General features: G+C 41.8%; 9 protein-coding genes and 1 tRNA gene. All 10 read left to right on the top strand.

The annotated features are described in order from the left end of the window. Window positions 1–434: 434 nt before the first annotated feature. The 10 genes from ACS8FB_RS13240 (at window position 435) to ACS8FB_RS13195 (ending at window position 14,178) form a co-directional block, all read left to right on the top strand. Window positions 435–510 (top strand) — tRNA-Trp (locus ACS8FB_RS13240). Between the two features lie 51 nt (window positions 511–561). Beyond that, on the top strand, window positions 562–1,050 hold the full coding sequence (secE, locus tag ACS8FB_RS13235; RefSeq protein WP_439263574.1) for a preprotein translocase subunit SecE: 489 nt from the start codon (window positions 562–564) through the stop codon (window positions 1,048–1,050). A gap of 59 nt (window positions 1,051–1,109) precedes the next feature. Beyond that, window positions 1,110–1,640, top strand: coding sequence for a transcription termination/antitermination protein NusG (gene nusG / locus ACS8FB_RS13230; protein ID WP_299217938.1), 531 nt, complete (start codon window positions 1,110–1,112; stop codon window positions 1,638–1,640). 92 nt (window positions 1,641–1,732) lie between these two features. Then, on the top strand, window positions 1,733–2,164 hold the full coding sequence (gene rplK, locus ACS8FB_RS13225; protein WP_299217936.1) for a 50S ribosomal protein L11: 432 nt from the start codon (window positions 1,733–1,735) through the stop codon (window positions 2,162–2,164). Then, entirely contained in the window at window positions 2,164–2,865 is a 702-nt protein-coding gene (gene rplA / locus ACS8FB_RS13220) for a 50S ribosomal protein L1 (RefSeq protein WP_439263572.1), read from the top strand. Before rplK ends, rplA begins: the two co-directional genes overlap by 1 nt. Window positions 2,866–3,281: 416 nt before the next feature. After that, on the top strand, window positions 3,282–3,809 hold the full coding sequence (gene rplJ, locus ACS8FB_RS13215; protein ID WP_439263570.1) for a 50S ribosomal protein L10: 528 nt from the start codon (window positions 3,282–3,284) through the stop codon (window positions 3,807–3,809). 126 nt (window positions 3,810–3,935) lie between these two features. After that, on the top strand, window positions 3,936–4,310 hold the full coding sequence (gene rplL / locus ACS8FB_RS13210) for a 50S ribosomal protein L7/L12 (protein ID WP_299217930.1): 375 nt from the start codon (window positions 3,936–3,938) through the stop codon (window positions 4,308–4,310). Window positions 4,311–4,959: 649 nt separating this feature from the next. Beyond that, the gene (gene rpoB / locus ACS8FB_RS13205; RefSeq protein WP_439263568.1) at window positions 4,960–9,078 is read left to right on the top strand and encodes a DNA-directed RNA polymerase subunit beta; all 4,119 of its coding nucleotides are present in this window, start codon (window positions 4,960–4,962) and stop codon (window positions 9,076–9,078) included. Window positions 9,079–9,247: 169 nt separating this feature from the next. Next, on the top strand, window positions 9,248–13,471 hold the full coding sequence (gene rpoC, locus ACS8FB_RS13200) for a DNA-directed RNA polymerase subunit beta' (protein WP_439263566.1): 4,224 nt from the start codon (window positions 9,248–9,250) through the stop codon (window positions 13,469–13,471). Between the two features lie 173 nt (window positions 13,472–13,644). Beyond that, the gene (locus ACS8FB_RS13195) at window positions 13,645–14,178 is read left to right on the top strand and encodes a DUF6586 family protein (protein ID WP_439263576.1); all 534 of its coding nucleotides are present in this window, start codon (window positions 13,645–13,647) and stop codon (window positions 14,176–14,178) included. Window positions 14,179–14,242: the final 64 nt, after the last annotated feature.

Raw genomic sequence — 14,242 nt, 5'->3', positions numbered from 1 at the left:
CTAAGAAGACATTGCAAGGTTTGCTGCATTCAGCTTAGTCTGATGAGTGTGAAGCCTTTAGTCAAAAAGCCATCCTTGTATAAGGGTGGCTTTTTTTTGACTAATTTGTATGTTTTTATGACTTGTCTATTTCGATAGTAAAAATTTACTATTCAAATTGACTCTATGCTTACAACAGGTTGGCCGTAGCATCACAGTAAATCAAACGATCATTAAATGATAAAAAATGGTTAAAATCAATAAATATTGGCTTTCAATTGAGTTATCAATCTATAAGTAATCATGCGTTATAATGTTATATATTTATTCTATTAAGCCTTGAATGCACTTAGTTTGCTAAAAATTTCTTATTTGTTGAATTAAAGTTATAAAATATGGACTTAAAACTTGCATTCTAATTAAAGATAGGTATAATTATCAGCCTTAACACCCATAGGCGATTGGCTCAATTGGTAGAGCATCGGTCTCCAAAACCGAGGGTTGTAGGTTCGAGTCCTACATCGCCTGCCATCTTCTTATCATATCTTTGTTATACCTCACCATCTCCGAAGCGAGTTCTTTATGAGCAACAATCAAGATAACCTCGAGACCAAGTTATCTGATGCCAAGGCGACGGCTAGCGGAATGCTGACTAAAGGTAAGCATGTCTCAGCAGGTAATAAAACAACAGCTGTTGAAGTTGCTAAGACAGGCTCTATCAAAGATTTGATTTTGTGGCTTCTTGCCGCAGTAGCATTAATTGGTGCGACTTTAGTCAACCAATACTTACCCGGTTATTGGCAGCCTGCTAATGACGTTTGGGTCCGTATCGGGATTATTGCCGTGCTTGTCGTACTTGCGTTAGTATGTTTGATATTAACCCATCAGGGACGTGCATTTAAAATATTATTAAAGGATGCGGCAGTTGAATTACGTCGTGTCACCTGGCCTGGTAAAGACGAAACCTTTCAATACACATGGCAAGTGATTGTTGTGATTGCGATTGTAGGTCTTTTTATTTGGTTGTTGGATAACTTTTTTAATTGGTTTGTTGGTATATTTATTGGTTAATAAGAGCGTATTAGTCTCTTTTGACCCAAACTTTTACTTATAGCGATTAGGAGCGTGATATGCGTTGGTATATTGTCCAAGCGTTTTCAGGATATGAAAAACAAGTACAACGCTCATTAATCGAGCGTATTAATCGTAGTGACTTCGCAGAAAATTTCGGTGATGTATTGGTTCCTACCGAAGAAGTGGTGGAGATGAAAGACGGTAAAAAACGCAAAAGTGAGCGTAAGTTTTTTCCAGGATATGTATTGATTCAAATGGAAATGAACGACAACACTTGGCATATTGTCAAAGACTGTCCACGCATTATGGGCTTTGTCGGTGGCACTCCCGAAACACCTGCGCCAATTACGCAAGTAGAAGCAGATCGTATTCTAAACCGTTTGAACCAAAATGAAACCAATCCGCGTCCAAAAACATTATTTGAGCCAGGCGAAGAATTATTGGTCATTGATGGCCCATTTACTGACTTTAAAGGGTTGGTAGAAAAAGTAGATTACGAAAAATCTAAATTGCAATTAACGGTAAATGTATTTAATCGACCGACTCAGGTTGAGCTTGAGTTTAGTAAGGTTGAAAAGCTAGACTAAACCCGCAAAAAATTCATCAACAGGGGAGCTGTTAATCAATAACGTTACCATATGATATTGATTTGGCGCTATCACCCATTTAGGAGAGTAACATGGCTAAGAAGATTGATGGTTACATCAAACTGCAAGTGCCTGCAGGTAAAGCAAATCCTTCACCACCGATCGGTCCAGCATTGGGTCAAAAAGGTGTGAATATCATGGCGTTCTGTAAAGAGTTCAACGCTGCGACCTCTAACCAAGAGCCGGGTCTGCCGATTCCAACTGAGATTACAGTCTACAACGACAAGTCTTTTACCTTCATTATGAAGTCACCACCAGCTGCGTTCTTATTGCGTAAAGCTGCTGGGATCGCTAAAGGCTCAGGTACGCCTAATACTGCTAAAGTCGGTAAAGTTGATCGTGCGCAACTAGAAGAAATCGTTAAGACTAAAAATGCAGATTTGACTGCTGCTGATCTTGATGCTGCTATTCGTACCGTTGCTGGTACCGCTCGTTCAATGGGTATTACCGTGGAGGGTGTATAATGTCTAAGTTAACCAAACGCCAAAAAGAAATTAACAGCCGTATCGATAACGAAAAGCAGTACACTATTGAAGAAGCGGTACAAATCTTAAATGATTTACCAGCGCTAAAATTCAAAGAGTCTATCGACATCGCTGTAAACTTGGGTGTTGATCCACGTAAATCTGATCAGGTCGTTCGTGGAGCTACTAACCTACCTGCGGGTACGGGTAAAACCAAACGCGTTGCAGTATTTGCTCAAGGTGCTGCTGCTGAAGCTGCTAAAGAAGCCGGTGCTGATATCGTTGGTTTTGAAGATTTAGCTGAACAGATCAAAGCTGGTAACATGGACTTTGACGTTGTTATTGCTGCTCCTGATGCAATGCGTGTTGTTGGTCAATTAGGTACTATTTTAGGTCCTCGTGGTCTAATGCCTAACCCAAAAGTCGGTACAGTAACGCCAAACGTTGCTGAAGCAGTGACGAACGCAAAAGCGGGTCAAGCACAGTATCGCGTTGATAAAGCGGGTATTATTCATACCACTATCGGTCAAGTTGGTTTTACTGCTGAGCAAGTTATTCAAAATGCTCAAGCTTTGCTATCTGATCTAAAACGTGCTAAACCTGCTACATCTAAAGGTACTTTTATCAAAAAAATTACCTTATCTAGCACCATGGGTCCAGGTCTTACAATCGATCCTGTTCCCTACCGTGTTGCTAAATAAATACTATTTATTTGATAAGTTTGAATAACTAGTACCAATCATTTTAAAGAATTAGGTCAGCGTAGCAGTTGCTACGCTGTCTAAGACCGTAGGTAGAGAGCAGTTTAAAAGTATTTAATACTGATTATTAATACTAATGAGCTGCTTTTGTTAATCGACGACAGATGAAAATCTTAGTTGTCCTACGCAGACGGTGACCCACCCAGTTGTTGATAAGAGCCAATAGGGCGACCTATTACTCGATGTCATTCTGATAACGGTGCCGTAATCAGTCGTTATTGGTGAGTTTTTAATTGTATTTAAATTCCCGATAACGTGTCGTATCAAGTCAATTAAAGCCAGTTGTTTAGATGATTAAAGCGTTGTTTTAAACATTCAAATTATTGGCTGATTGATAAGATTAAAGGAGTCAACTTATGGCATTAACGCTAGAACAAAAACAACAAGTTGTGGCTGAAGTGTCTGAAGTTGCTGCTAATGCTTACTCAGCAGTAGCTGCCGAATATCACGGTATTGGTGTTGCAAAGCTTACACAGCTGCGCGAACAAGCTCGTGAAAAAGGTGTCGTTTTAAAAGTGGTGAAAAACACCCTAGCAAAACGCGCTTTTGAAGGCACTAAGTTTGAGGGCATGTCAGACCGTATGACTGGTCCACTACTTTTGGCTTTCTCTATGGAAGACTTGGGATCTGCAGCTAGAGTCGTTTTTGACTTTAGTAAAGAGAACAAAGCTTTAGAGACCAAATTGGTATCAGTCGGTGGTGAAGTTTATGGTCCAGAAGAGCTAGAGCGCGTATCGAAGCTACCAACTCGCGACGAAGCAATCTCTATCTTGATGGCTACTATGAACGCACCAGTGACCAAGCTTGTCCAGACTATGAACGCTGTTCCTAGTAAGTTTGTTCGCACTGTAGCGGCAATCAAAGATGCAAAAGAAGCTGCTTAATTGCTTGTTTTAACGTAACTTTAACATCGCTGATTGCAATTTACTGTCAATTCTATTTTAAATTTTGGCAAGCAATCAAAGTGATATTAGAATTTATTAATTTTTATCAGATAACGGAGAGTTCACATGGCACTATCTAAAGAAGATGTGTTAAACGCAATCGCTGAAATGTCAGTAATGGATATCGTTGAATTAATCAGCGACATGGAAGAAAAGTTCGGCGTAACAGCTGCTGTAGCTGCAGCTGCACCTGCTGCTGCTGCTGAAGGTGGCGCTGCTGCTGAAGAAAAAGACGAATTTGACGTTGTTCTTGCTAGCTTTGGCGAAAAGAAAGTTGGCGTAATTAAAGCCGTTCGCGAAGCGACTGGTCTTGGCCTAAAAGAAGCGAAAGATTTGGTTGAGAGCGCTCCAGCTCCTATCAAAGAAGGCGCATCTAAAGCTGAAGCTGAAGAGTTGAAAAAGAAACTTGAAGAAGCTGGCGCTACTGTTGAACTAAAATAAGTTCAACGCGTTACGAAAAAAAAGCTGATGATGCCTTGCATCATCGGCTTTTTTTTATTATAATTCGTAGCTTGACCTTTTGTGTCTGCCAATATACGTACGCATTAATGCGGTGGATACCTATCAAAAGGACACACGATATACATGTACGCAAACACGCCAGTTTTTGAAGTTAGTTAACGTAAGCTAAATGTCGTTAGACGTTTGGCATTTTTTTGTGCTTGCATACTTTCCTTTTATTACTAGTATTTATATTAATCCTAATTTTAATTCTAAATAGTCTAGCATGGTTTACTACCGGCAAGTGGTTTGTAGACGGCAAGTATTAACGACGATACATTTCATATTGTATATGTTTAATATAATTCAAAGATAAATGCTGGAGTATCTGCAAGGTTTGCTATTGAAATCTTAAGTAAAAGCGCTCATATATTCGTGTTAATGTGTTGAATTTACTACATTATTTTGCGTCATGATAATTGTATTTTAGCTCAGTTAAATGACTATTCTGTTAGAAGCGTCAATCTATATAGAACAGTTTTAGTAAGAATTTTTATTTTATTATCGTTTACGTCGCTAAATCTGCATAATATTTATGCAAGTTGGCCACGCTTTTCATTTGTTTTCACGTCTACTGTAAGGACTCTCGATGGCATATTCTTATACTGAAAAAAAGCGTATTCGCAAAAGTTTTGCTGAATTGCCCACTGTGATGGACATTCCATACTTATTGTCTATCCAAGTAGATTCTTACGAGCAATTTTTGCAAGAGCATAAAAAGCCAAAAGCTCGTGAGAATACTGGTTTGCAAGCTGCGTATTCCTCTATTTTCCCAATTGAGAGTCACTCTGGCAACGCAGAGCTACAATTTGTTGAGTACTATTTAGGCACGCCTGAATTTGATGAGCGTGAGTGTATCTTACGTGGTTCAACGTTTGCTGCACCGATGCGTGTCAAAATTCGTTTGATCATCAAAGACAAAGACAGCAAAGATAAAGACAGCAAAGCGGCTATCAAAGATATTCGTGAGCAAAGTGTCTATATGGGTGAAATGCCTTTAATGACAGACAATGGTACTTTCATCATCAACGGTACTGAACGAGTTATCGTCTCTCAATTACATCGTTCACCTGGTGTATTCTTTGACCATGATAAAGGTAAGTCGCATTCAAGTGGTAAAGTGCTTTATAACGCTCGTATCATTCCTTACCGTGGTTCATGGCTTGACTTCGAATTTGATGCCAAAGACTTAGTCTTTGCACGTATTGATCGCCGTCGTAAACTACTTGCTTCTATTATCCTACGTGCTTTGGGTTTGAGTACTTCTGAGATTTTAGATTTGTTCTTTGATAAAGTCGCGGTTTATAAAGGCGATGAGCAATTTGAGATTGATTTGGTTGCTGATCGTTTACGCGGTGAAATGGCACAGTTTGATATTGTCTCGCCTGATGGTGACGTCATTGTTGAGCAGGGCAAACGTATTAATGCCCGCCGTATCCGTCAGCTTGAAGAAGCCGGTATGACCAAGATTGCGGTGCCTGATGAATACCTATATGAGCGTATTTTAGCAGAAGACATCATCGTTAACGATGAAGTTATCGCTCGCGCCAATACACTTATTGATCATGAATTGCTGGTTAAACTTAGCTCATATGAAGCCAGTGATTCTATCAAAGAGTTCAGTATCCTATTTACCAATGATATTGATCAAGGCAGTTACATCGCTGATACGCTACGTGCTGATAGTACCTCGACTCGTGAAGAAGCACTAATCGAGATCTATAAAGTTATGCGTCCAGGCGAGCCGCCAACAGTTGAGACTGCTGAAAAGCTGTTTGAAAGTATGTTCTTCAATGCTGATCGTTATGATTTGTCAAACGTCGGTCGTATGAAATTTAACCGCCGTCTAGGTTTAGAGTTTGAAGATACTGATGATGCTGACACTCAACGTGCTCGTAGCGTTTTGACCAATGATGATATTGTTAATGTATTAAAAGAGCTAATTGAAATCCGTAACGGTCGCGGTGAAGTTGATGATATTGACCATCTAGGTAACCGCCGTATTCGTTCAGTAGGCGAGATGGCCGAAAACCAATTCCGTGTTGGTTTGGTTCGTGTTGAGCGTGCAGTTAAAGAGCGTCTATCATCAGCAGAATCTGACAATTTATCACCGCAAGATTTGATCAACTCTAAGCCAGTAGCTGCTGCGGTAAAAGAGTTCTTTGGTTCAAGCCAATTGTCACAGTTTATGGATCAAAACAATCCATTGTCTGAAGTGACCCATAAACGCCGTGTATCAGCGTTAGGACCAGGTGGTCTAACGCGTGAGCGTGCAGGTTTTGAAGTACGTGACGTACATGATACGCATTATGGTCGTGTTTGTCCGATTGAGACACCTGAAGGTCCAAACATTGGCCTTATCAACTCACTAGCGACGTTTGCTAAAACTAATAGCTTTGGTTTCTTAGAGACTCCTTATCGCCGTGTGGTTGATGGTAAAGTAACTGATATGATCGAGTATCTATCAGCCATCGAAGAGGTCGGTACTGTGATTGCACAAGCTGACTCACCAATGACTGAAGATGGCGAACTGTCTGATGAGATGGTTAGTGTGCGTAGCTATGGCGAGTTTGTACGTATGCCGCCAGAAAAAGTGACGCATATGGATGTGTCACCCAGTCAGGTTGTATCAGTAGCAGCAGGCCTAATTCCATTCCTTGAACATGATGATGCAAACCGTGCCTTAATGGGTTCTAACATGCAGCGTCAGGCAGTTCCTACATTACGTGCTGATAAGCCGTTGGTTGGTACTGGAATGGAGCGTCACGTTGCGCGTGACTCAGGTGTTTGTGTTATCGCTAAACGTGGCGGTGTGATTGAAGATGTTGATGCCTCACGTATCGTTGTTCGTGTAAACGAAGACGAGATGACTGCTGGTGAAGCGGGTATCGATATCTATAACTTAATCAAATACACACGCTCTAACCAAAACACTTGTATTAACCAACGTATCATCGTCAACCAAGGTGATGAAATTGCTTTGGGTGATATCTTGGCTGATGGTCCATCAACGGATCTTGGTGAGCTAGCGCTAGGTCAGAACATTCGTATCGCATTTATGCCGTGGAATGGTTACAACTTTGAAGATTCAATCTTGCTATCTGAAAAAGTCGTTAAAGAAGATCGCTTTACTACGATTCATATCCAAGAGTTGACTTGTGTGGCGCGTGATACCAAGCTTGGAACAGAAGAAATCACAGCTGATATTCCAAACGTAGGTGAGGCTGCTTTATCAAGTCTGGATGAAGCAGGTATTGTTTATATCGGTGCTGAAGTTGATGCAGGCGATATCTTAGTTGGTAAAGTCACACCAAAAGGCGAGACGCAACTAACGCCAGAAGAGAAACTGCTACGGGCTATCTTTGGTGAAAAGGCTGCTGATGTAAAAGACACTTCACTGCGTGTTCCAACATCAAGCAAAGGCACAGTTATCGATGTACAGGTCTTTACCCGTGACGGCGTTGAAAAAGACGCACGGGCAAGAGCGATTGAAAAATCACAGCTCGATAGCTATCGTAAAGATTTAAAAGAAGAGCTACGTATCTTTGAAGAAGCAGCCCGTGGACGTATTGGTAATCTGTTAGATGGCCAAAAAGTCAGCGGCGGTGCTGGTTTAAAAGCGGGTACGGTTATGGCATTGGCTGATATGAAAGATATGAGCCTTGAGACCTTGCTTGATATTCAACCAGTTGAAGAGGAAATCTCTGAGCGCCTAACGCAAATCGCTGATTACTTGGTTGATAAGCAAAAAGATATCGACGTGAAGTTTGCTGAGAAAAAACGCAAACTAACGGCAGGTGACGATCTACAACATGGCGTACAAAAAATTGTTAAAGTATATTTAGCGGTTAAACGTCGTATTCAGCCTGGTGATAAGATGGCTGGCCGTCATGGTAACAAAGGTGTGGTATCACGAATTATGCCAGTTGAAGACATGCCTTATGACGAGCATGGTAATACCGTTGACATCGTATTGAACCCGCTAGGTGTACCATCGCGTATGAACATCGGTCAGGTATTAGAGACACACTTAGGTATGGCAGCAAAGGGCTTGGGCGATAAGATCGACGGTATGCTTAAAGCACAAGCAGCTATGGCTGATCTACGTGATTTCTTAGATCAAATCTATAACAAAGTTGGCGGCGAAGGCGTTGATCTTGATAGCTTATCTGATGAAGATATCATGACGCTAGCAGGTAATTTACGTGAAGGTGTACCGATGGGTACAGCAGTATTTGACGGCGCTCATGAACATCAAGTCAAAGATTTACTTGAGCTTGCTGGTTTATCAAGAGATGGTCAGCAAACATTATATGATGGTCGTACAGGTCAGAAGTTTGATCGTAAAGTGACAGTCGGTTATATGTATATGCTTAAACTTAACCACTTGGTTGATGACAAGATGCATGCGCGTTCAACGGGTTCTTACTCATTAGTCACGCAGCAGCCGCTAGGTGGTAAAGCTCAGTTTGGTGGTCAGCGCTTCGGTGAGATGGAAGTATGGGCACTAGAAGCCTATGGTGCGACCTATACGTTGCAAGAGATGCTAACAGTGAAATCAGATGATGTTGAAGGCCGTACGCGTATGTATAAAAACATCGTTGATGGAGAGCAGTATATGGATCCAGGTATGCCTGAATCGTTTAACGTACTGACCAAAGAAATCAAATCACTAGGTCTTAATATTGAGTTAAAAGAGACCCACTAAGTTTAAAAGATTCATTGATTCTAAACTTAGGTGTCACACTAAAGGCAGCACGCCACATTGCTGCTGCTTTTAGTTATTTATCTCAACCCTATTCATTGCCTTCATTCATCTTATCCGCTTTACGTTGTATAACGCGGCCAGATGATTATAAAGATAACGGAGAAGCAACTTGAAAGATTTACTCGATATTATGCAAAGCCCTACCGCTAGCGGTAATCGTGAGTTTGATAGTATTCAAATTACCTTAGCGTCACCTGATGTTATTAAATCATGGTCGCATGGTGAAGTTAAAAAGCCTGAAACGATTAACTATCGTACTTTCAAGCCTGAGCGTGACGGTCTGTTCTGTGCCAAAATATTTGGTCCAGTTAAAGATTTCGAATGCTTATGTGGTAAATACAAACGTCGTAAGTTCCAAGGCGTAATCTGTGAAAAGTGCGGCGTTGAAGTCACTACCGCTAAAGTTCGTCGTGATCGCATGGGTCATATTGACCTTGCTAGCCCAGTTGCGCATATTTGGTTTTTAAAATCGTTGCCAAGCCGTATTGGTTTGTTGTTGGATATGACTTTGCGCGATATTGAACGCGTATTGTATTTTGAAAGCTATATCGTCACTGAGCCAGGTCTAACTAGTTTAGAGAAATATCAGCTGCTTGATGATGAAGACTACTATAAAGCGCTTGAAGAGTTTGGTGATGAGTTTGTCGCCAAGATGGGTGCTGAAGCCGTACAAGATCTATTAAAAGACATCGATCTAGATTTAGAGATTGATGAGCTGCGTGAAGCTATTCCGCAGACAGGCTCTGAGACTAAGCTTAAAAAGATGTCTAAGCGTCTCAAATTATTAGAAGCGTTCCGTGATTCTAATAACAAGCCTGAGTGGATGGTAATGACCATCTTGCCAGTACTACCACCGGATCTACGTCCGTTAGTACCACTAGAAGGTGGGCGTTTTGCGACCTCAGATCTAAACGATTTGTATCGCCGTGTTATCAACCGTAACAACCGTCTAAAGCGTCTATTAGAGCTAAGCGCGCCTGATATTATCGTACGTAATGAAAAACGTATGCTACAAGAATCAGTCGATGCGCTACTTGATAACGGTCGTCGCGGTCGTGCGATTACTGGTAGTAATAAGCGTCCATTAAAATCTTTGGCTGATATGATCAAAGGTAAGCAAGGCCGTTTCCGTCAAAACTTGCTTGGTAAACGTGTCGATTACTCAGGTCGTTCGGTCATCGTAGTAGGTCCAACGCTACGTCTACATCAGTGTGGTCTACCAAAGAAAATGGCACTTGAGCTGTTCAAGCCGTTTACTTATTCCAAACTATTGTCACATGGTATGGCAACCACGATTAAAGCGGCCAAAAAGATGGTCGAGCGTGAAGAGCCGCAAGTGTGGGATATGCTGGCCATGGTTATCCGTGAGCATCCAGTACTACTAAACCGTGCGCCAACGCTACACCGTTTGGGTTTACAAGCGTTCGAGCCAGTACTTATTGAAGGTAAAGCGATTCAGTTACATCCGCTCGTTTGTACTGCGTTTAACGCTGACTTTGATGGTGACCAAATGGCAGTACACGTGCCATTGACGCTAGAGGCACAGCTTGAATCACGTGCCTTGATGATGTCGACTAACAATATCTTGTCACCTGCAAATGGTGATCCAATTATTGTACCGTCGCAAGATGTAGTACTTGGTTTGTATTATATTAGCCGTTCATCAGTGAATGCTAAAGGCGAAGGCATGGTCTTTGCCACTGTTAATGAAGCCTTACGTGCGATTGGTTCAAATGACTTGCATGTGAATGCTAAGATAAAAGTACGTGTTACTGAAACGTATGTCGACGAAGAAGGCCACGAAACCAAAGAAGTTACCTTAAAAGATACAGTTGCCGGTCGTCTGCTTATCTGGAATATTATGCCAAAAGGTATGGTGTTTGATGAGTGCAACCAAGAGATGACGAAGAAAAATATCTCGCGTCTGATTAACTCTTGCTATCGTAAGATGGGCGCCAAAGGTAGTGTCATGTTTGCTGACCAATTGATGTACCTAGGTTTTGCTCAAGCAACCTTATCTGGTGTGTCAATTGGCTTGGATGACATGGTTATTCCACCTAGCAAAAAGCAGATTATTGAGACGGCAGAGGCAGAAGTACGCGAGATTGAAGATCAGTTTGAGCAAGGTTTTGTAACTGCTGGTGAGCGTTATAATAAAGTGGTCGATATTTGGTCACGTACCAATGACAAAGTTGCAAAAGCAATGATGGACAACTTGGCTACTGACAAAGTCATCAATGCTCAAGGTGAGGAAGAAGAGCAAAAATCCTTTAACTCAATTTACATCATGTCGGACTCAGGCGCTCGTGGTAGTGCCGCTCAGATTCGTCAGCTTGCTGGTATGCGTGGCTTGATGGCCAAACCGGATGGCTCAATTATTGAGACGCCAATTAAAGCCAACTTCCGTGAAGGCTTAACGGTACTACAGTACTTTATCTCTACTCACGGTGCGCGTAAAGGTCTAGCAGATACCGCATTGAAAACGGCTAACTCAGGTTATCTGACTCGTCGTTTGGTCGATGTTGCACAAGACTTGGTTATTACCACTGATGACTGTGGTACTGAGCAAGGCTTACTTATGACACCGCATATTCAAGGTGGTGAGATCATTGAAAAACTTGGTGAGCTCGTCTTGGGCCGTGTGACAGCACGTGATGTGACGTATAACAATGATGAAACAAAAGTATTGGTTCCAGCGGGTACGTTGATCGATGAGCAGTGGGTAAATATTCTCGATGAAAATGCAATCGATGATATTTGGGTGCGCTCAGTGATTACTTGTAATGTCGCTCATGGTGTTTGCTCTCAATGTTATGGTCGTGATTTGGCTCGTGGTCATAAAGTTAATATCGGTGAATCAGTGGGTGTTATGGCAGCGCAGTCTATCGGTGAGCCTGGTACTCAGCTAACCATGCGTACTTTCCACGTCGGCGGGGCGGCAAGCTCAGCATCTGTCGATAACAGCATCTCTGTGCGTAACGCAGGTCAAGCGCATTTTGAAAACATGAAAACGGTTGAACATACGGACGGTCACTTAGTCATCGTATCGCGTTCAGCTGAGATCGCCATTACTGATGATTTAGGTCGCGAGCGTGAGCGTTATAAAGTACCTTACGGTTCAAGTGTGTTGGTTAAGAACGAAGAGCAGGTTGATGGTGGTCAGACGATCGCTAAATGGGATCCGCATACGCATCCAATCATTACAGAATTTGCGGGTACAGCACGCTTTAGCGATATTACTGATGGTATGACTGCCACGGTAAAAGTTGATGACGCAACTGGTATGAGCTCGTTTGAAATTCTAGCTACTCGTGATCGTTCAAGTACGGCAAAAGATTTACGTCCTGCCATCATTTTGAATACTGATGAAGGCAAAGAAGTTGTTTACTTCTTACCTGCTGAAACGATTATTCGTGTTAGCGATGGTGAGAAAGTAGCCGCAGGTTCTATCTTAGGCCGTGTACCACAAGCAACTTCAGGTACAAAAGATATCACTGGTGGTCTACCACGTGTGGCTGACTTGTTTGAGGCGCGTCGTCCAAAAGATCACGCCATCATGGCAGAGATGACAGGTGTGGTTAGCTTTGGTAAAGAAACCAAAGGCAAAAATCGCTTTATTATTACCAATGAAGACGGCGAAGTACATGAAGAGCTAATCCCGAAATGGCGTCAGATCAACGTCTTTGAAAATGAGACGGTGGCACGTGGTGAGGTTATTGCTGATGGTCCACAAAACCCGCACGATATCTTACGTTTAAAAGGTCAAACGGCCCTTGCCAACTATATCGTTAACGAAGTACAGGATGTTTACCGCTTACAAGGTGTGAAGATCAACGACAAGCATATCGAAGTTATTATTCGTCAAATGCTACGTAAGGTTGAGATCACTGATGGTGGTGATTCAAGCCACTTTAAAGGTGATCAAGCTGAATATGCAGATCTTATCGCATTGAATGCAAAGCTTGCTGAGGAAGATAAATTCCCAGTACAGTATGAGCGTCAATTGCTTGGTATCACTAAAGCAAGTCTTGCAACCGAAAGCTTCATCTCAGCGGCATCGTTCCAAGAGACCACTCGTGTACTAACTGCTGCCGCTGTTACTGGTAAGGTAGATGAATTACGTGGTCTAAAAGAAAACGTGGTTGTTGGTCGACTGATCCCTGCAGGTACAGGTCTTGCGTATCACAAAACCCGCAAAGAAAAAGCGGAGCAAACGCTACAAGACAATGATATCAATGCAGCTTTTGATATGTCTGCTAGTACTGATAGTAAAGACTTTGCCAGTTTTGACGAGGCTTTTGCGCAAGAGCTTAATCAAGATAGCCAATCTTAATCATAGATGCTTAACATATCATTGTAATCAGAGTAAAAAAGCCAGCCATGTTGCTGGCTTTTTTATGGGCGTAAAAACTAAAAAACTAATAGTTTTATCAACCGATAAAATAGTACACTGCTAAAAGCAACTTTATGAGTCGCTCCTATTTTATTATTTATGAGGATAAACATATGGCAGGTAAAGGGCGTGTTGCCAAATACCAAGCTGATCGAACCAATCAAAAGCTGTATTTTTGTCGCCTGGCCTGTCAGGCAGCGGGCGATAGCAATGATAAACAGTTGTATCAAGCTCATTGTGAAACCGCTATTTTTCATTTGTACGGTACTTTTTTAGCGTTTATGCAAGAGCTTGCACAATTTTATAGTCTAGATATGTCAGCGCCAACTTTAGAAAGTATTGAGCTAGCACTTAAAGAACGTACTCAAATATCACCAGAGGTGCAGCGTTTGCAGCAATTGCAGCAGCAAGGGTTTTTGGCAAATGTAGAACGCGCTTATCAACGTTGTTTATATGCAGTATTGCCAGATCGGATTATCGACAAAGGCATCAATATAAATGACTTGGAGCAAGAACCGCGTGACCTCATTGTGAATGTAGTCACACTATCGAATCAGTGGCTACCTGATGAAGCGACTATACGTGAGTGGCGACAACAGTTTTTAGAACTGATCGAGCAATTACGTGCAGGCATGGTAGAGTTTTAAATAGATTATAAAAGTAGAGGGATGAGCTTTTGCAAAGCGGGCTATTGGTAAGCTTAGTAGAAGG

The sequence above is a fragment of the Psychrobacter sp. 1U1 genome, assembly GCF_051847535.1.
In the GTDB taxonomy this organism is placed as follows: domain Bacteria; phylum Pseudomonadota; class Gammaproteobacteria; order Pseudomonadales; family Moraxellaceae; genus Psychrobacter; species Psychrobacter saeujeotis.
The sequence above is the reverse complement of the archived record's forward strand: the minus strand, read 5'-3'. Positions and strand labels throughout refer to the sequence as shown.

Bases quoted from the DNA above. Each gene is read 5' to 3' on its own strand.
- rplA (WP_439263572.1), top strand. From the start codon at position 2,164: ATGTCTAAGTTAACCAAACGCCAAAAAGAAATTAACAGCCGTATCGAT.
- rplK (WP_299217936.1), top strand. From the start codon at position 1,733: ATGGCTAAGAAGATTGATGGTTACATCAAACTGCAAGTGCCTGCAGGT.
- ACS8FB_RS13195 (WP_439263576.1), top strand. From the start codon at position 13,645: ATGGCAGGTAAAGGGCGTGTTGCCAAATACCAAGCTGATCGAACCAAT.
- nusG (WP_299217938.1), top strand. From the start codon at position 1,110: ATGCGTTGGTATATTGTCCAAGCGTTTTCAGGATATGAAAAACAAGTA.
- rplL (WP_299217930.1), top strand. From the start codon at position 3,936: ATGGCACTATCTAAAGAAGATGTGTTAAACGCAATCGCTGAAATGTCA.
- rplJ (WP_439263570.1), top strand. From the start codon at position 3,282: ATGGCATTAACGCTAGAACAAAAACAACAAGTTGTGGCTGAAGTGTCT.
- secE (WP_439263574.1), top strand. From the start codon at position 562: ATGAGCAACAATCAAGATAACCTCGAGACCAAGTTATCTGATGCCAAG.
- rpoB (WP_439263568.1), top strand. From the start codon at position 4,960: ATGGCATATTCTTATACTGAAAAAAAGCGTATTCGCAAAAGTTTTGCT.